The sequence below is a fragment of the Pseudomonas cremoricolorata DSM 17059 = NBRC 16634 genome, assembly GCF_000425745.1.
In the GTDB taxonomy this organism is placed as follows: Bacteria; Pseudomonadota; Gammaproteobacteria; order Pseudomonadales; family Pseudomonadaceae; genus Aquipseudomonas; species Aquipseudomonas cremoricolorata.
In genome coordinates, this window is the sequence record NZ_AUEA01000012.1 from 43,107 (window position 1) to 61,954 (window position 18,848).

Here is an 18,848-nt window from a genome sequence, read left to right on the forward strand (position 1 = left end):
GCCGGGATGCGAACCAGCGCACCCTGCAACCTTTTCCCGGGTAAAGGGTCTGTAAGACCTGTTTTCGAGCGTGCGCACCTGGGTGTAGACTTGCTCGCTTTTTGCGCAAATAGAGAGTCGCAGGAATGAAGCCGTTCGCTACCCGTTACCTACTGCTTGCCATATTTTCGCTGACGCTCGGCGCTTGTGCGAGCAAGCCGGCCGAGCCGCCCCTGGTCGCCAGCCAGCCGGATGGCTGGGAGCAGCTGCAGCAAACCATCGCCAGCCACGAACTGGCGACCGCCGAAGATCAGCTCAGCGCGCTGCAAACCCGTACCCCGGATGATGCCCGCGTCGAGCAATACCAGCGCCAACTCGCCGAGGCCTACCTGCAACGCAGCCAGATCGTCCTGCAGAAGGGCGACGTCAATGCCGCTGCAACCGCTCTGGCCCGTGCCCGCGCGCTGATGCCGCAGGCTCCGGCAGTGACTGGCGGTGATTCGGTTGCACAGGCGCGCAAGGCCGAGCTGGCCAAGGCCGAAGCGGCGCTCAAGGCCGCCGAAGCCAAGCCTGAGGCACGCCTGATCGACCCCACCGCGCCGACCACCGTGATCGCCTTGCACACCACTGACATCGCCGCCCTGCGCCAGCAACTCGATGACATCGCCACCGACGTGGTCAATTATCACTGCGAGGTGGTGTTCCAGGTGCCGCGTCGCCAGGACGCACCGTGGCTGCAAACCTTGCTGAAGAAGCGTGTCGAGGCCATCGACCCTGACTTCGCCCTCAAACAGCGCCACGAGATTCACCGCCAGCTCAGCGCCCAGGCCGTGCTGGTCACACCCAAACCGTGAACACCATCGCCTGAAAACACTGCGGGGCAAACCAGTCGCCTGGTTTGCCCCGCAGTGTCGATTCGCCAGAGGGGGCGATCAGGCCCCCGCAGCACGCTCCGCCATCAGGCCGGAATCGCCTCGGCCGCAGCCTCACGATCCCACACCCGATGCTCTTTGAGCACGGCAACCAAGGCTTCCACGGCCTTCTTGTCGTCGCCCAGCAGCAGGCCTTTGTCTTCCTTGAGCCCCAGCGTCGTCAGCAACGCCTTGCCTTCGGCAGCCAGGCCCATGGGCTTGAGGTGCTTGTAGGCTTCGAGCAGGAAGTGCTTGGCCAGGCCGCTGTTGGCCAACGCGTCGTGGGCGGCCTTGCCGGCCGGCACCCAGAGGCCGTCGATCATCACCGAAGGCATGCCTTCCATCGACGCATCGACTTTGAGCTGCTTGCCATCAGCGGTCTTCACCGGCGCGCTGGACGGCCCCAGCAGCAGTACCCGCGCGCTGTGCGCTTCGAAGGCCTTGGTCAGGCGGTCGACACTGGCGCCATCGACGCCATCGGCCACCAGCAGGGCGATCTTGCGGCCCTTGATACCGACCGTGCCCGGCAGGTTCATCTGGCTCAGGGCAGGTGAGGCCTTCACGCTCGAGCCTTTGACCTCCACGGTGCCGGCCTTCGGTGCCGGCAGGCCCAGGTTGGCCGCCACTGCCGCAGCCAGGTCGAGGTCGATGTTGGCGAGAATTTCATTGACCTGACGCTCACGAATGTACTCGCGCTCGACCTTGCCCAGCTCGAAGCTGTAGGCCTTGATGATGTGCTGTTGTTCAGTCTTGCTCATGCTCTGGAAGAACAGCCGCGCCTGGGAGAAGTGATCGGCGAACGAATCACTGCGCTCGCGCACCTTGTGCGCATCAATGCGCTCGTAGTAGCTCTCGAAGCCACCATCCTGCGCCGCAGGCGGGGTTTCCTTCGGCCAGCCGCCGTCGATGGAGTTGGGCTCATAGGCCGCCTGGCCTTTGTGGATGGTCTGGCGATGGATCGCGTCGCGCTGGTTGTTGTGGTTCGGCGCCACCGGACGGTTGATCGGAATCTCGTGGAAGTTCGGCCCACCGAGGCGGCTGAGCTGGGTATCGGTGTAAGAGAACAGACGCCCTTGCAGCAACGGGTCGTTGCTGAAGTCGATACCCGGCACGATGTGCCCCGGGCAGAACGCCACTTGTTCGACCTCGGCGAAGAAGTTGTCCGGGTTGCGGTTGAGCACCATCTTGCCCAGTGGCGTCACCGGCACCAGCTCTTCGGGAATGAGCTTGGTCGGGTCGAGCAGGTCGAAGTCGAACTTGTGTTCGTCCGCTTCCGAGATGATCTGCACGCCCAGTTCCCATTCCGGATAGTCGCCGGTCTCGATGGCTTCGCGCAGATCGCGGCGGTGGAAGTCGGTGTCCTTGCCAGCCATTTTCTGCGCTTCGTCCCACAGCACCGAATGCACGCCGTGGCTGGGCTTCCAGTGGAATTTGACGAAGCTGGACACGCCTTGGGCGTTGATCAGGCGGAAGGTGTGCACGCCGAAGCCTTCCATCATGCGCAGGCTGCGCGGCACGGCGCGGTCAGACATCGCCCAGATGACCATGTGCGCCGATTCCGGCACCAGAGAAACGAAGTCCCAGAAGGTGTCGTGGGCCGAGCCGCCGGTGGGCATTTCGTTGTGCGGTTCAGGCTTCACAGCGTGGACGAAGTCAGGGAACTTGATCGCGTCCTGGATGAAGAACACCGGCATGTTGTTGCCGACCAGGTCGAAGTTGCCTTCATCGGTGTAGAACTTCACGGCAAAACCACGCACGTCGCGCACCGTGTCACCCGAGCCGCGCGGGCCCTGCACGGTGGAGAAACGCACGAACACCGGGGTGATCTTCTCGGGGTCTTGCAGGAAGCCGGCCTTGGTCAGCTCGCTGTGGTTGCCGTAACTCTGGAAGTAGCCGTGAGCACCCGTACCGCGGGCGTGGACGATACGTTCCGGGATGCGCTCGTGGTCGAAGTGGGTGATCTTCTCGCGCATGATGAAGTCTTCGAGCAGCGACGGTCCGCGCGGCCCGGCCTTCAAAGTGTTCTGGTTATCGGCAATCTTCACGCCCTGGTTGGTGCGCAGCGCCTGGCCAGTGGCATCGCTGCGCACATCGCCCAGGCTTTGCAGCTTGGCGTTGGTGTTGGCCTTGTCGGGCGTATCGACCCCGGCAACCTCACTGTGTTTGGAATCCGGCGTCTTCTTGGTCGGCATCTCGGGTACTCCTCATCATTATCAGGCTGCCCATTCGGGCTCGTTCAAGTAGTGACTAGGGCCAATTGCCGTGCGTTCCATCCGGTTTTACCCGCGTGACGTTATGTCGCCAGGTTCGGACCAACGGGAAATAAATGCTAAGAAGATCGCCGTGAAAAGGCTAAAATGCGCGACCTCGGCTAACCGCTGACCCCAAATTCAATGCGCCCCACAAGGTTCGCTACGTGATCGAGTTCCAACATGTGCACAAGACCTACCGCGTCGCCGGTAGGGACATCCCCGCCCTCAACCCGACCAGCCTGAGCATCGAAAACGGCCAGGTTTTTGGTCTGATCGGCCATTCCGGCGCCGGCAAGAGCACCTTGCTGCGCCTGATCAACCGGCTTGAGAACCCCACCGGTGGCAAGATCATCGTCGATGGCGAAGATGTCACCGCCTTCGATGCCAATCGCCTGCGGCGCTTCCGCCAGCAGGTCGGCATGATCTTCCAGCACTTCAACCTGCTGGCCTCCAAGACCGTCGCCGACAACGTCGCCCTGCCACTGACCCTGGCCGGTGAGCTGTCACGCAGCGAAATCGACACCCGGGTAGCCGCGTTGCTGGCCCGCGTCGGGCTGACCGAGCATGCGAAAAAATACCCGGCGCAGTTGTCGGGTGGGCAGAAGCAACGCGTCGGCATCGCCCGGGCCTTGTCGACCCATCCGAAGATTCTGCTGTGCGACGAGGCCACCAGTGCCCTCGACCCGCAGACCACCGCCTCGGTGCTGCAACTGCTGGCCGAGATCAACCGCGAGCTGAAGCTCACCATCGTCCTCATCACCCATGAAATGGACGTCATCCGTCGCGTCTGCGACCGGGTGGCGGTGATGGATGCCGGGCATATCGTCGAGCAGGGCAGCGTGGCCGAGGTGTTCCTGCATCCGCAGCACCCGACCACCAAGCGTTTCGTCCAGGAAGACGAGCAGGTCGACGAGGGCGAGCAGCGCGACGACTTCGCCCATGTGCCTGGGCGCATCGTGCGCCTGACCTTCCAGGGCGAGGCCACCTACGCACCGCTGCTGGGCACCGTGGCGCGGGAAACCGGCGTCGACTACAGCATCCTGGCCGGGCGCATCGACCGCATCAAGGACGTGCCGTACGGCCAGCTGACCCTGGCCCTGATCGGCGGTGACATGGACGCGGCTTTCGCCCGTTTCACCGCGGCTGACGTTCATATGGAGGTACTGCGCTGATGGACGCCGTGAATTTCTTCGCCAATGTCGACTGGGCCGAAATCTGGCTGGCGACGGGCGACACCCTGATCATGCTGTTCGGCTCGCTGTTGTTCACCGTGCTGCTGGGCCTGCCGCTGGGCGTGCTGCTGTTCCTCTGCGGGCCGCGGCAGATGTTCGAGCAGAAGGGCGTGTACGCGTTGCTGTCGCTGGTGGTCAACATCCTGCGTTCGCTGCCGTTCATCATCCTGCTGATCGTGATGATCCCCATCACCGTGCTGATCACCGGCACTTCGCTGGGCGTGGCCGGGGCCATCCCGCCACTGGTGGTCGGAGCCACGCCGTTCTTCGCGCGACTGGTGGAAACCGCCCTGCGTGAGGTCGATCGCGGCATCATCGAAGCCACCCAGTCGATGGGCGCCAGCACCCGGCAGATCATCACCAGCGCCTTGCTGCCTGAAGCGCGTCCGGGGATTTTCGCGGCCATCACCGTCACCGCCATCACCCTCGTGTCGTACACCGCCATGGCCGGTGTGGTCGGCGCGGGCGGGTTGGGCGACCTGGCGATCCGCTTCGGCTACCAGCGCTTCCAGACCGACGTCATGGTGGTCACCGTGGTGCTGTTGCTGGTGCTGGTTCAAGTTCTGCAGAGCGTTGGCGACAAACTGGTTGTGCATTTTTCCCGCAAATAAGCGCAATGGGGTCGGCCCTGCCGACCCGTTCGGGGCCGCCTGTGGCCTCACAAGGAGTGTTTGATGAAGAAACTGCTTGCTGTCGCCGCTGCCGTCGCGGCTTTCTCGGCCCATGCCGATACCCTGACCGTCGCTGCCAGTCCGGTGCCGCACGCCGAGATCCTCAACTTCGTCAAGCCACAACTGGCCAAGGAAGGCGTGGACCTCAAGGTCAAGGAATTCACCGACTACATCCAGCCCAACGTGCAGGTGGCGGAAAAGCGTCTGGACGCCAACTTCTTCCAGCACCAGCCGTACCTGGATGAGTTCAACAAAGCCAAGGGCACCGACCTGGTCAGCGTCACCGGCGTGCATCTGGAGCCACTGGGCGCCTACTCGAGCAAGTACAAGAAGCTCGACGAACTGCCCACCGGCGCCACCGTGGTCATCCCCAACGATGCCACCAACGGCGGCCGCGCCCTGCTGCTGCTGGCCAAGGCTGGCGTGATCAGCCTCAAGGACAACAGCAACATCCTGTCCACGGTCAAGGACATCACCGCCAACGGCAAGAACCTCAAGTTCCGTGAGCTGGAAGCGGCGACCATCCCGCGCGTGCTGACCCAAGTCGACCTGGCGCTGATCAACACCAACTACGCCCTGGAAGCCAAGCTCAACCCGGAAAGCGATGCACTGGTCATCGAGGGCAGCGACTCGCCCTACGTGAACATCCTGGTCGCTCGCCCGGACAACAAGGACTCCGCCGACATGCAGAAGCTGGTCAAGGCCCTGCATTCGCCTGAGCTCAAGCAGTTCATCACCGAGAAGTACAAGGGCGCGGTCGTACCTGCGTTCTGAGTGATACCCGCCTGCCCACGCCCGTCGGCGTGGGCAATCGCAGTCAGTGCCCGGCCGGTTGCGCCGCCTGGGCCTGCTCCTGCAGCTCGGCCAGGGCGTGCCGCGCATGCCCCCCTTCCAGATAGCGCGCCACCAGGGCCGCCAGCGCCTGCACATCCAATGCCTTGCCATCGATGCTCCAGCGCGTCAGTCCCAGGCTGATGGTGCGCGTCTTCACGTCGAACTTCGCATCAGGCCCCCAGAAACGTTTCTTGCGCAACGCCGGCAGCGGCGCATCCTCGGCGAGCCGGAAACGCAAGGTCAACGCGGGGGTGGCGAGAATCTGGTAGTCCTCGACATGGTGCAGCGCCACGCCCTGCGGCGCGTTGGCAAAGTGCATGGCATAGGCATCGAAGATCAGCGCGGGGGTGTCGGCGCGCCGAATCAGGCGCCAGCCGAGCACACCGAACAACACACTGAGCGCACCCAGCGTGGCCGCCACGATGCTGAAGAAAGTCACCAGCGCGGGCTTGCTGCCGGACACCAGCGCCATCCACCCAAGCCACAGACCGCCCGCTGCGAACACCACCGCCAGGCCCAGCACGATACGCCCGCGCAGCTGCGCTCCCTCGTGCAGCACGCACCTGTCATCGGCGGCTTGTGCCCGAGCCTCGAGGTCCTGACGCATTTCTTCATGGTGCTCCACCAGCCGCTTGCCCAGCTCATCGCTCAACTGCCGCGCCAGCACGCCGCCTCCCGGCAGCGCCTGTTCCAGGCAGGCCATGGCGGCAGAGGGCTGCACCGCACGCAAGCCGCGCCCGCTGTCGATAGCGTCAAGGCCCATGCCCAGCGCTTGCAGACGCTGGATGGTCGGTGGATGGCTGTCGGTGGGGTGCGGCAGTACCTCGTCCAGTTCGCCGTCCGGCAACTGCGGCGGCTGCGCCGCCAGGTGCACCAGCAGGGCCTGCAGCACGTCGTCCGGCCAGGCTTCGGGTTGCTGGCACCATTCGTTCAGGCAAACATCGACCGCCGTGCCCAAGGCGCTGGTGCGCACCAATGAGTCGACCACCGCCTGCGCCCCTTGCAGACGCGCAGCGGTGGCATCGGCAAGCAGTTCGCGGCTGCGGCTCCAGTGGCTCACCGCATGGTCGAACGAACGCATGAAATGCACCGCCAGGTCGTGCGCCGGCAGGGTCAGCAGGCCTTGCAGGAAGCCGCCGGCCATGCGCTCGCGGAGCACGCCGACACTGCGCCAGGCACCGTCGTAGATCGGCATGAAGCGCATGCTGTACTCAGTGTCCTGGCCGGAAAAGTGTGCTAGTTCGTGGCCAATCACCGCGTCTGTCTCGTTAGCATCGAGCAGCGCCAGCAAAGGCAGCGGCACATACAACGTGCGCCCTTGCAGGCGCTGCCCGGCAGGGGCCAACTCGACTTCGCTGGAGGTCACGTAAAAGCCGTCCAGGTAGCCGACCACGATGTGATCGGGCAGCAACGCCTCGAGACGCCCAGCCAAGGCCCGGACCCGCGCCCACAACACCGGCGCCTGCTCTTCGCTCAGCGACCTGCCGAAGATGGTGTGGGGTTCACGGTCGAACAGCTGGGTCATGGCCTTGAGCTGGCGCGGCAGGCGGTATAGCGGCCAGAGCATGATCAGCAGGATCATCCCGGCCAGCAGTTGCAACTTCGCCAGCCCGGAACCGCTTTGCTCCACGGTGAACAGCCACAGCGCCTCGTAGGCGATTTCCAGCACCACGGTGATGGTCAGCAACAGCACCAGCGACAGCAATACGGTCGGCAGTACCTGGCGGCCGAGGTAGAACAGGCTGACCAGGCGCGCGCGCGAGCGCAACGCCGCCTTGCCGGCAAAATGCACCGCCAGCAGCGAGGCCACGCCCAGCACCAGCAGCAGCGCAGCGAAGCCTTGCGCCGGGCCCGGCAGCCAACTGCCGATACGCGCGACGCCGACCTCTCGCTCCAACTGATGCAATCGGCGCTGGGCCAGCGCCTCGGCCAGTGCCGGTGAATAGGATTTGTCGCCCAGCTGAATCGACTCGCGTGAGTTCTGCGCCTGCAACTGCTGCATGTTCAGCGCGAAACTGCGCAACTCGCTTTGCTGTTGCAGGGCGTCGGTGCGTGTAGCGTCGGCGCGATGGCCTTGCCACAGCGCCATCAACAGCAACAGCACCGGTACCAGCAGCAAGCGCCGGCCCAACGTCCACTGGTCACGCGTCATGGCCAACGCTCCACACGCCAATTGCGACCTCTACTGCCTGCCACTTCATCTCTGCTCCCTGCTCTTCAAAAGCCGCCTGCAGGTGCAGACGGCGGTATCAATCGCGCTTGACCAACTGCGGCAACCGCGCAACCAGCTTCTGCGTGCTGAACGGCGCGCGGATGAAGCCGCGCTGGCGTCCGTCCGGGCCAACCACGGCCAGGTTGCCGCTGTGATCGACGGTGTAGCCTGGCTTGCTGGTGTCGGCCGGGATGAACGGGATGCTCAGGGCGTTGGCCAGCGTCTGGGTATCGGCAATCGACCCACGCAGGCCGATGAAGTTCTTGTCGAAGTAGGCCAGGTACTGCTTGAGCTGCTGCGTGGTGTCACGCTCAGGATCGACGCTTACCAGTACCACTTGCAGGCGTTGCAGGGTGGCTTCAGGCAGTTGGCTCTTGATCTGCCGCAGTTGCGCCAGGGTGGTGGGGCAGATGTCTGGGCAGTAGGTGTAGCCGAAGAACAGCAGCGACCACTTGCCCTGCAACTGGTCGAGCGCCACCGGCTGACCCTCTTGGTTGGTCATGCGCAGCCCTGGCAGGGCGCGGCTTTGCGGCAGCAGGATGATTCCGGCATCGGCCAGTTCGGCAGGGTTGAACTCGGCATTGCCGTTGAGTATCCGGTTCACGGTGAGGCCGCCGATCAGCCCGACCAGGGCGACGAGGACGACTAGGGTTTTCTGGATGCGGGTCATGGCGCGGGTTTACCGGTGGTGGGCGACGCGCGACACGGTACCCCAGCTGCGCCCGGCGGGCCATAAGGCGCTCAATACAGTGCGACTTGGGTCACCGAGCCTCACCATGCGGCATTCAGGCCCAAGCACACATCATGTTTCAAAACGAAGTATAGACAGCACCGAATTTACCCCCATTGCTCGTAGGGGAATGATCCTGACCCGCAGCGGCGAATCAACCGCAAAGCCAGGGCTGGCAAGGCCTGCAGCGTTGAGGCCGCTGTCTCATATGCCGCAGCCGGCATACTATCGAAAGTTATATGACAAATTGTTCTTAAGCCGACGGTATACCGAGCTACCTTAGTGACTTCCGTTCGTCACGCCACACCTCTGGAGTTGTCATGAACATCGCCGCAGTACGCGATCAGATCGACCAAGCCCACCAACACGAGCGCCAGACCGGGCAGCTCAAGCAGCGCCTGGAACAGCAACTGCCCCACCTGCACCCGCTGATCCAACTTCCCGAACAGGATGCCCAAGGCACCCTCGGCCGTTTCGTCACCGCGTACATAGAGCAAGTCCCGGAGCTGCTGGAAGCGGCCCATGCGGTGTCGCGCGAGGCGGGCATCGAAACGCAGATCAAACCCGTGCTGCAGATCGCCGAGGCGTACTTCCTGCAGCCGCCCAGCGAGCTGAATGGTCATGTCGGCCTCGACTGCCTGCTCGATGAGGCGTATCTGGCGCATCGGCTGGTAGAGGAAGTCAACGACCTGTACATCCGCCACTTCAGCCAGCCGCTGATTCCGGTGGACACCACCGTCGCCAACCTGATCGCCCACCAGCTGATCGGCGAGCAGTTCGCCAACCAGCTCGACGCCGTGGTGCACCACTCGGTGGATGAAATGCTCGACGACCAGAGCTTCGCCGCAGAATCGGTCGAGCAATACCGCGAGACCCTGATCAGCCCCGCCACCGGCGCTGCCTGGCAGCGCTGGCCGTGCCTTTCACGGCAATGGGGCGTGGAGCTCGGCCAGTCGGCATGAGCCCCAGGGTTGGCGCAGGCTCAGCTACACCCCAGCCCCCGCCGTGCTGCGCATTTTGCCCTCGATGCGGCGCTTGAGGCGGCGCTGCTCGATCCACAACCGCGAACCGTTGGCCTTGCCGCTGCGGCCCCAGTCTTCAAGCAACTCAAGGCATGCGTGGTCGATATAGCTGAGGTTGCCCAGCGGCACATGCAAGGTAGTGCCGGCCGGCACGGTCTCCAGCACCTGAGTCAGCGCCGGCACCTTGAGGAAGGTCGCGGCCCCGTTCAGGCGCAGTTCCATATGCCCGGGTTTTTCCAACTCGATCAGGCTGATCTTCAGCCGCGCGGCTTTCAGCGCCAGGGTCAGCAGGGTCATGGCGAAGCCCAGCAGCACACCGGTCAGCAGGTCGGTGAAGACGATCGCCAGGGCCGTCACGGCGTAGGTCAGCATCGGCATCCGGCCGTACCGGCCCAGGCTGCGCAGGGCCTTGAAGTCGACCAGTTTGATCCCGGTGTAGACCAGCACACCGGCCAGGCTGGCGATAGGAATCTGCTGCAGCACACTGCTCAGCACCACCACGAACGCCAGCAACCACACGCCATGCAGAATCGCCGACCAGCGCGTCTGCGCCCCAGCCTGCACGTTGGCCGAGCTGCGCACGATCACACCGGTCATCGGCAGTGCACCGAGCACCCCGCAGAGCATGTTGCCGACACCTTGCGCCGACAGCTCGCGGTCGAAGTCCGAGCGTTGCCCGCTGTGCATGCGGTCGACCGCTGCGGCCGACAACAAGGTTTCGGCGCTGGCGATGAAGGCCAGGGCGAACGCTGCGATCAACAGGGTCGGGTCGGCCAGTTTCAGCAGGTCATCCGGGCGCAGCCAGTCGATCGCTTCGGACAGATCCGCCGGCACCACCACGCGGTCGACCGGCAGGGTCAGCGCCATGCTGATCAGCGTCATCAGCGCCACGCCCAGCAACGCGCCGGGCACGAAGCGCAAGCGCTGCGGCCGCCAGCGTTCCCAGCCCCACATCAGGGCGATGGTGCCCAGGCCCAGCAGCCCGGCCTGCCAGCCGATGCCGCCGCTACCCAACGGCAAGGCTTCGACCAGGGTGGCGGGGAAGCCCAGCAGGTTCTGCAGGCCTGAGGGCTGCGGGGCGGTGTCGAACATCACGTGGATCTGCGACAGCACGATCAGCACGCCGATACCGGCGAGCATGCCGTACACCACCGCCGGGGCGGTAACGCGGAACCAGCAGCCCAGGCGGAAGCGCCCGGCCAGCAGTTGCAACAGCCCGGCCAGCAGCAGAATCGGCCCGAGCATGGCCATGCCGTGCTGGCGCACCAGTTCGAACACCAGCACCGCAAGGCCAGCGGCCGGGCCACTGACCTGCAGCGGCGAGCCGGCGATGAAGCCCACCACGACGCCGCCGATGATGCCGGTGATCAAGCCCTTGGCCGGTGGCATGCCCGAGGCGATGGCGATGCCCATGCACAACGGCAGGGCCACCAGAAATACCACCACCGAAGCCAGTAATTCGCGCGGCAGCGCCGCTTTCATCTGTGTCTTGTTCACCATGACGCTCCTTTCTCAATTGTCCGGCCATTCCACTGGCCGTCAGCACGCGGAACCCCGAGCGGCGCGCAGGCGCAAGCCGCCAGCGTAAAAACCGGCAGGTCGGACGGGGCGTTTCAAGGCAGGCGATGACCGCGCCGCACCCACAGGGTGCAGCCGGCTATCAAGGCATGTGCAGCAGGACGGGTCGCTTAGTAGCGGCCTCTCGGGGTCGCGCAGGGAATCGAATCACCTTCGGTCAGCGGCAGGAAGCGGTCGCTGGCGGCATCGTAGGCTTCGATCTGGCTGGTTTCGATGTCGTAGATCCAGCCATGGATGTACAGCTGGCCAGCGGCCAGGCGCGAGGCCACCGACGGGTGGGTGCGCAGGTGATGCAGCTGGGCGATGACGTTTTCCTTGGTCAGCAACTGCATGCTTTCGTGCTCGCTGCCGCAGGCGCAGTTGTCTTCAATGACCGTGCGTGCCACTTCGGCATGACGCAGCCAGGCGGAAACGGTAGGCATCTTGTCCAGTGAACGTGGGTTGAGCACCGCGCGCATGGCGCCGCAATCGGAGTGACCACAGATGATGATGTGGTGCACGCCCAAGGCCATTACCGCGTACTCGATGGCGCTCGACACACCACCGTTCATTTGCCCGTAGGGCGGTACGACGTTACCAACGTTACGAGTGACGAACAGATCGCCTGGCGAGCTCTGGGTGATCAGCTCAGGAACGATCCGCGAGTCGGCGCAGGTGATGAACATGGCTCGCGGCTTCTGCGCGGTGGCCAGCTTCTTGAACAGCTCCTGACGCTCGGGAAACACTTCGGTGTGAAACCGCAGAAAGCCGTCGACGATGTGCTTCATTGCAGCATCAGCGCTCTCTGCGGGTGCAGCCGGGACGGGCTTGGATGGGTCCTTTACGGGCATGATTGATCCTCTTGACGGTGAGTAGGTGAGATCCGTTTACCGGTTGAAAGATTCAGGCTATGCGCGGAATTAGATGACACACGAAGACCAGAAATCACAGTCGGTGACGACTGGTTTCCTACGCTATCGGAGAAAACTTAACTGAAACTTAATTACGGAGGGTCTAGAACACGCGTCCTAGATGGGTTCGGCGGGTTTTCGATAATAGCAAAAAAGCATTAGTTGCCAAGAGCCATGAGCGAAATTGTTGGTTGGGTTTAGTGGGATTGTTGGGTAGTGCCGACGATCCCACGCAAAGAACAAGCTCTTTCATCCGCGTAACGCAGTAGCGTTCAACCGTCAGAACCTAACAAGCGCTCAAAACAAGCGCATCTGCTCCCCCGGCGGCGCGAACGCCGAGCAGTCCAGCGCCAACGCCTCGCGCCCGGCGAACTGCAAGCGGCGCATGGCCTTGGCGAAGCGTTGCGCCAGCAGCTCGGCGAACACTCCTTCGCCGCGCATGCGCTCACCAAAACGGCTGTCGTACAGCTCGCCGCCGCGGCTCTGGCGGATCAGGCTGAGCACATGGCTGGCGCGCTGCGGGTAGTGGTCGTGCAGCCACTGCTCGAACAGCGGCGCCACCTCGCGCGGCAGGCGCAGCAGCATGTAGGCGGCGCTCTGGGCGCCGGCTTCTTTGGCCGCTTCGAGCAGGCGTTCCAGCTCGCTGTCGTTGATCATCGGGATCATCGGTGAGCACAGCACACCGACCGGCACCTCGGCCTCGCGCAACACGCGAATGGCTCGCAGGCGAGCGGTGGGCGAAGCTGCACGGGGTTCGAGGGTGCGTTTGAGTTCATTGTCCAAGGTAGTCAGGCTGATCATTACCCGCACCAGTCGCCGCTCGGCCAGCTCGCTGAGCAAGTCGAGGTCACGCAGCACCAGCGAGCCTTTGGTGACGATGGTGACCGGGTGGCGATAGCGCAACAGCACCTCCAGCACCTGCCGGCTCAGGCGCTGCTCGCGCTCGATGGGCTGGTACGGGTCGGTGTTGGCCCCGAGGTTGATCGGCGCACAGACATACCCCGGTTTGCTGAGCTGCTGTTCGAGCACATCAGCGGCGTTGCTCTTGGCGATCAGCCGGGTTTCGAAGTCCAGCCCAGGCGACATGTCCCAATAGGCATGGGAGGGGCGGGCATAGCAGTAGATACAGCCGTGCTCGCAACCGCGATACGGATTGATCGAGCGGTCGAAGGGCAGGTCGGGGGAGGTGTTGCGGGCGATGATGGTTTTCGCCTGTTCGAAACGCACCTCGGTGGCCTGGGTCGGCGGCACTTCCTGATACCAGCCGTCGTCCTCGGCCACCGAACGGGTGGCGGCGAAGCGGTTGTGGGGATTGTTCGCGGTGCCGCGACCACGAATGACGGAGGGGTTCATGCTGAGCACTCGATGCACTGTATTTACATACAGTACATCGACACTGGTCAACTCGCTACAGGCGTCAGGCGGAACCCCGACGGGCTGCATAGGCCTGCAGTGAAAGCGGCCGCCCCATGAAGGCTTCGAAAGACGCCGTCATGCTGCGCACGGCACCTTGAGACAGAATCTCCTGGCGCAGGTGCCTGCCCAATGCTGCTTCTTCAGCAGGCGCTTGCTCGAATCGCGTGAAGGCATCGATGGCATGGGCTTGAGCCCAGGCATAGCAGTAGTAGCCGGCGTCGTAACCGGTGACCAGATAATCGAACGATTCTGCGAAGCGCTCCTGCGCGAAGGCCTCGGGCAAGCCCGCTTCCTGGTTGGCAGCCACGGCGAGGGCGCGCAGGTCGTGTCGGGCTGCGCTACCGCTGTGGGCATGCACATCGAACCAGGCGCGCCGTAGACGCCGCGCTTCGTCCACCGCTTGCCAGCGGCGCTTGCTCACCAGCCACTGCTCGAAGTCTTGCAGTGAGGCCGCCGGCGCACCGGGCTCGGGATGGTGCAACAGCTCAAGAGTGGGTGCCGACCAGCACCATTGCTCGAGCAAGGTGCCGACGAACTCGGCGTGGTCGGCGCCCAAGGTGGCGACGTCGATACGGTTGAGCCGGCGATCATCGTTGCCGGCCAGCACTTGGTGCAACGCGTGGCCGAACTCGTGGAACAGTTTGCACAGGTCGAGGTGCGTCAGGTGCGCCGAAGCACCGGCAAGCGGACGCTCGAAGCTGCACGAGATCAGCGCCAGCGGCAGGCTTGCCGAACCCTGCGCCAGAACATGGCGAGCGCGCATCGGATAGCTGTAGGGCCACGCTGCCTTGCCCGGACGTTCGTAGGCGTCCAAGTAGATATGCCCCAGCAGTACACCTGCCTCGCTGACCTGCAACGCCTGGACATCGGTCTGCCACGCAGCCGTTTCTACCGGCGTCAGGTTCAGGCCGAACAGCCGCTCATAGAGGGCATACAAGCCTTCGAGAACCGATTCGAGGGGGAAGCCTTGGCGCAGCCGCGCATCGAGTTGGTCATCCTCGGCGCTGTCCAGGCAGCGCGACAGGTACGTCACATCCCATGGTTGCAGTTCGTCGAGCCCCTGACGCATGGCTTCGGCCTGCAGCGCTTCGAGATCGGCCTGAAGGCGTGGTCGGTTGTCGTCCAGCAAAGTGGTGAGGAACCCCTCGACCTCAGCCTGACCCGTGGCGTCCTTGCCGCGCAGGCTCAACGCCATCGCGTCCTCGGCGCCCAGCAGCTGCGCGCGTTCGTGGCGCAGGCGCAGCAAGGCCGCCAGTACTGGGCCGTTATCCAGCTGCGGATCAGTGCCCAGGTCGCAAGCGAGGGAGTGCTGGGCGCGGTACACCTGCTCGCGCAGATCACGCTCATCCGCCCAGCGCAGCAAGGTCTCGACAGTGGTGCCGTTCAGTTCGATCAGCCAGCCACTGTCGCCGCGAGCATGAGCGCGGGCCGCCAGACGCGCCTGCTCGGCTTCAGGCACCCCGACCAGACGGGAATTGTCATCGAGCAGCAGGCTCCAGGCATCACGGGCATTGTCCAGGTTGACCAGAAACTGCTGTTCGAGGGCAGCGATGGCGCTGTCGGTCTGCTGCAGTTGCTGACATTGCAGCGGCGCCAGCGCCGCACCATTGCGCTGGAAATCCTGCAGAATCCGCGCCAGCAGCACGCGCTGGGCAGGCTCCAGCGCAGCGTCGTCGAGCGCCAGATAAGCCTGATGCAGCTCGGCTGACTGGTACTTGTGCTGCTCCCAGTCACGCAGTTGCTGGTAACAATTGTCGATCGACACGGCCCATTGCTCACCTTCATAGGCCAGCGGCACCAGGCTGTGGAACAGGTCTTGAACCTGCTGGTCGAGCGCTTCCACGGCGGCTACCAGGGTGCTCCACCCAGGCGCCTGGGCGTGCTCGGCGAGAATAGTGGCCAGCGCGCTGCGCTGCGCGACGCAGCGTTCGGCGAACGCCTGTTGCACGGTGTCTGGGTCAAGGGAGGGATAGTCGAACAAGCCGTGCAGAGACGGCAGCGGGGAGTCGGTCACAGGGCACCTCGGGAGTTGATCAAAGGGCGAACACCTTAATCAGCCTCCCAGGCACCCTGGGCCGCATTACCTACAGCACGGGAGCGCGGGGCTCCCGGGCAACTCACTCAGCAGGTTTCTTCAGCTTCGGGTTGGGGAAGAACTGCACGGTCTGCACCTGCGCCGGTGCCGCCTTGGGCGCCAAGTGGTTGACCCGCGTGCCCAGTTCCTTGGGCACCGACAGGCCCTGCTCGTTGAGGGTGTCGCTGAAGCCGCAGGCCACGCACTCACGGTGCGGAACGCCGTCTTCGTTCCACATCATCAGTTTGTCCGGCTCGCTGCACGCCGGGCAGACCGCCCCGGCGATGAAGCGCTTCTTGGTTTTCATCACAACGTCCTCGCTCATGCCGCCGCGGCCTCGCTCAGCCCGCAGTGGCGCAGCAGTGCATCGATGGAAGGCTCGCGGCCGCGGAAGTCGACGAACAGCGCCATCGGCGCCAGCGAGCCGCCCCGCGCAAGGATCGCCTCGCGGAACGCGCGACCGGTGTCGGCATTCAGCACGCCGTCTTCCTCGAAGCGCGAGAACGCATCGGCAGACAGCACTTCAGCCCACTTGTAGCTGTAGTAGCCCGCCGCGTAGCCGCCGGCGAAGATGTGCGCGAAGCTGTTGGGGAAGCGGTTATAGGCGGGCGGACGCATCACCGTGACTTCATCGCGCACCCCTTCGAGCACCTGCAGCACGCTGCGTCCGTCACCGTGGGTAGCGTGCAGCTCGAAGTCGAACAGCGAGAACTCCAGCTGGCGCACCATCATCATCCCGGACTGGAAGTTCTTCGCCGCCAGCATCTTGTCGAGCAGGTCTTGCGGCAATGGCGCGCCGGTCTGGTAATGGCCCGAAATCAGCGCCAGGCCTTCCGGTTCCCAGCACCAGTTCTCCATGAACTGGCTGGGCAGTTCGACGGCGTCCCAGGCCACGCCATTGATGCCGGAAACGCCGGCATGTTCGATGCGCGTCAGCAGATGGTGCAGGCCGTGGCCGAACTCATGGAACAGCGTGGTGACTTCATCGTGGGTGAGCAGAGCGGGTTTGCCTGGCTCGGCCGGGGTGAAGTTGCACACCAGGTTCGCCACCGGGCTCTGCAACTGACCAGCGGCGGTCCGCCGATGGTCGCGCGCGCCGTCCATCCAGGCGCCGCCACGCTTGTTGGCGCGGGCATACAGGTCGAAGAAGAAGCGCCCGACGTGCTGGCCGTTTTCGCGGATTTCGAACAGGCGCACGTCGGCATGCCAGCCGTCGAAGCCCTTGAGCTCGGTGATCTCGATGCCGTACAGGCGCTGCACGATGCTGAACAGCCCCGACAGCACCTTGTCGATCGGGAAGTAGGCGCGCAGGGCTTCCTGCGACACGCTGTAGCGTTGTTCGCGGAGTTTTTCCCCGTAGTAGCCGACGTCCCAGCTGGCCAGGTCGCTGCAGCCTTGCTCGGCGGCGTAGGCCTTGAGCTGCTCCAGATCCTGGGCGGCGAACGGTTTGCTGCGCTGGGCGAGGTCGCGCAGGAAGCTCAGCACCTGCTCGCTGCTGTCGGCCATCTTGGTCGCCAGGCTCAGTTCGGCGTAGTTGGGGTAGCCGAGCAACTGCGCCAGTTCCTGACGCAGGTCGAGGATCTGCGCCATCACCGGGCCGTTATCGAACTGGCCGGCATTCGGGCCCTGATCGGAGGCGCGGGTGCAGTAGGCGGCGTACAGCTCTTCACGCAGGCTGCGGTCGCTGGCGTAAGTCATCACTGCGTAGTAGCTGGGGAATTCCAGGGTGATCAGCCAGCCGTCGAGGCCCTTGGCCTGGGCCGCGGCGGCCATCTGCGCCTTGGCCGAATCCGGCAGGCCGGCCAGCGCGGTTTCGTCGGTGACGTGCTTGCTCCAGGCCTGGGTGGCGTCGAGCAGTTGGTTGGAGAAGCGGCTGCCCAGCTCGCTGAGGGTGCTTTGCACTTGGGCGTAGCGCTGCTGTTGCTCGAGCGGCAGGTCGATGCCCGACAGACGGAAATCACGCAGCGCGTGCTCGAGAATGGTTTTCTGCGCCTGATCGAAGCCGGCCGCTTCTGGGCTGCTCGCCAGCGCCTGGTAGGCTTGGAACAATTCGCGGTTCTGCCCCAGCTCGGTGGAGTAGGCGCTCAGGGCCGGCAAGCAGGCCTCGTAGGCTTCGCGCAATTCGGCGCTGTTGCACACCGCGTTGAGGTGGCTGACCGGGCTCCAGGCCGCGCCGAGGCGGTCGTTGAGCTCATCCATGGCCAATACCAGACCGGCCCAGGTCGGCTGCTGGGCCTGTGATTGCAGGATGCCGGCGATGGCTGCGCGGTTGTCGGCCAGGATCTGCTCGACCGCCGGCAGCACGTGTTCGGCGCGGATCAGCGAGAAGGACGGCAGGTCATGGGGCTGCAGAAGCGGGTTGGTCGCACTCACGGTTTGGCACCTTGGCAGAAGAAACACGCGCCCATCTTAATTACAATCGACGCCGACCGCAGCAAGCAGCCTGCCTATCCCTTTGCAAGAGAGGCACTATTTCCATGGCCATCCGCTCATTCGCCCAGCACACCCCATCGCTTGGCCCACAGGTGTTCGTCGACCGTTCGGCGGTCGTCATCGGCGACGTCGAGATCGGCGCAGACAGCTCGGTGTGGCCGTTGACGGTGATTCGCGGCGACATGCACCGCATCCGCATCGGTACCCGCACCAGCGTGCAGGACGCCAGCGTGCTGCACATCACCCACGCCGGGCCGTTCAATCCTGAAGGCTTCCCGCTGTTGATCGGCGATGACGTCACCATCGGGCACAAGGTGATGTTGCACGGCTGCACCTTGGGCAGCCGCATTCTGGTCGGCATGGGCAGCACGGTCATGGATGGGGCAGTGGTCGAAGACGAGGTGATCATCGGCGCCGGTAGCCTGGTGCCGCCGGGCAAGCGCCTGCACAGCGGCTACCTGTACGTCGGCAGTCCGGTCAAGCAGGTGCGCCCGCTCACCGACAAGGAGCGCGGCTTCTTCACCTATACCGCCGGCAACTACGTCAAGCTCAAGGACCAGCATCTGGCCGAAGGCTTCGACCGCCCCGAGTGAGCCTGACCTCCGCATTCATCG

Annotated in this window: 15 protein-coding genes; 6 read left to right on the forward strand and 9 right to left on the reverse strand. The window is 64.3% G+C overall.

Annotated elements, in window-relative coordinates:
• The first annotated feature begins 125 nt into the window (after positions 1–125).
• Entirely contained in the window at positions 126–833 is a 708-nt protein-coding gene (locus H618_RS0114825; RefSeq protein ID WP_028695810.1) for a PA5502 family lipoprotein, read from the forward strand.
• Between the two features lie 104 nt (positions 834–937).
• On the opposite strand, the gene katE is transcribed toward H618_RS0114825, so the two are convergent.
• A complete protein-coding gene (gene katE / locus H618_RS0114830; protein ID WP_028695811.1) occupies positions 938–3,082 on the reverse strand; it encodes a catalase HPII in 2,145 nt (714 codons plus the stop codon).
• 224 nt (positions 3,083–3,306) lie between these two features.
• Here katE and H618_RS0114835 point away from each other — a divergent pair, with 224 nt between their 5' ends.
• The 3 genes from H618_RS0114835 to H618_RS0114845 all read left to right on the forward strand — a co-directional run bounded on the left by H618_RS0114835 (position 3,307) and on the right by H618_RS0114845 (position 5,819).
• Positions 3,307–4,314, forward strand: coding sequence for a methionine ABC transporter ATP-binding protein (locus H618_RS0114835; protein ID WP_028695812.1), 1,008 nt, complete (start codon positions 3,307–3,309; stop codon positions 4,312–4,314).
• The gene (locus tag H618_RS0114840; RefSeq protein ID WP_028695813.1) at positions 4,314–4,985 is read left to right on the forward strand and encodes a methionine ABC transporter permease; all 672 of its coding nucleotides are present in this window, start codon (positions 4,314–4,316) and stop codon (positions 4,983–4,985) included. The genes H618_RS0114835 and H618_RS0114840 overlap by 1 nt, the downstream gene beginning before the upstream one ends.
• Positions 4,986–5,048: 63 nt before the next feature.
• Positions 5,049–5,819: a MetQ/NlpA family ABC transporter substrate-binding protein gene (locus H618_RS0114845; RefSeq protein WP_028695814.1), complete on the forward strand. Its 771-nt coding sequence runs from the start codon at positions 5,049–5,051 to the stop codon at positions 5,817–5,819.
• Positions 5,820–5,862: 43 nt separating this feature from the next.
• On the opposite strand, the gene H618_RS21745 is transcribed toward H618_RS0114845, so the two are convergent.
• Both H618_RS21745 and H618_RS0114855 read right to left on the reverse strand, forming a co-directional pair.
• Positions 5,863–8,031: a M48 family metallopeptidase gene (locus tag H618_RS21745; RefSeq protein WP_050577319.1), complete on the reverse strand. Its 2,169-nt coding sequence runs from the start codon at positions 8,029–8,031 to the stop codon at positions 5,863–5,865.
• A gap of 97 nt (positions 8,032–8,128) precedes the next feature.
• Positions 8,129–8,761 (reverse strand): SCO family protein, encoded by a 633-nt coding sequence (locus tag H618_RS0114855; protein WP_028695815.1) that lies wholly within the window; start codon positions 8,759–8,761, stop codon positions 8,129–8,131.
• 380 nt (positions 8,762–9,141) lie between these two features.
• Between H618_RS0114855 and H618_RS0114860 the strand changes: the two genes are divergently transcribed.
• A complete protein-coding gene (locus H618_RS0114860) occupies positions 9,142–9,783 on the forward strand; it encodes a hypothetical protein (protein ID WP_028695816.1) in 642 nt (213 codons plus the stop codon).
• A 24-nt stretch (positions 9,784–9,807) separates the two neighbouring features.
• On the opposite strand, the gene H618_RS0114865 is transcribed toward H618_RS0114860, so the two are convergent.
• From H618_RS0114865 to prlC, 6 genes are all read right to left on the reverse strand, one after another.
• Entirely contained in the window at positions 9,808–11,343 is a 1,536-nt protein-coding gene (locus tag H618_RS0114865) for a SulP family inorganic anion transporter (RefSeq protein WP_161628453.1), read from the reverse strand.
• 188 nt (positions 11,344–11,531) lie between these two features.
• On the reverse strand, positions 11,532–12,251 hold the full coding sequence (locus H618_RS0114870) for a carbonic anhydrase (protein ID WP_028695818.1): 720 nt from the start codon (positions 12,249–12,251) through the stop codon (positions 11,532–11,534).
• 357 nt (positions 12,252–12,608) lie between these two features.
• Positions 12,609–13,664, reverse strand: coding sequence for a PA0069 family radical SAM protein (locus H618_RS0114875; protein ID WP_028695819.1), 1,056 nt, complete (start codon positions 13,662–13,664; stop codon positions 12,609–12,611).
• Between the two features lie 64 nt (positions 13,665–13,728).
• Positions 13,729–15,741 (reverse strand): M3 family metallopeptidase, encoded by a 2,013-nt coding sequence (locus H618_RS0114880; protein WP_245586783.1) that lies wholly within the window; start codon positions 15,739–15,741, stop codon positions 13,729–13,731.
• A 103-nt stretch (positions 15,742–15,844) separates the two neighbouring features.
• On the reverse strand, positions 15,845–16,126 hold the full coding sequence (locus tag H618_RS0114885; protein WP_028695821.1) for a YheV family putative zinc ribbon protein: 282 nt from the start codon (positions 16,124–16,126) through the stop codon (positions 15,845–15,847).
• Positions 16,123–18,174, reverse strand: a complete 2,052-nt coding sequence (gene prlC, locus H618_RS0114890; protein WP_028695822.1) for an oligopeptidase A — start codon at positions 18,172–18,174, stop codon at positions 16,123–16,125. Before prlC ends, H618_RS0114885 begins: the two co-directional genes overlap by 4 nt.
• 104 nt (positions 18,175–18,278) lie before the next feature.
• Here prlC and H618_RS0114895 point away from each other — a divergent pair, with 104 nt between their 5' ends.
• Positions 18,279–18,827 (forward strand): gamma carbonic anhydrase family protein, encoded by a 549-nt coding sequence (locus tag H618_RS0114895; RefSeq protein WP_028695823.1) that lies wholly within the window; start codon positions 18,279–18,281, stop codon positions 18,825–18,827.
• Positions 18,828–18,848 lie beyond the last annotated feature (21 nt).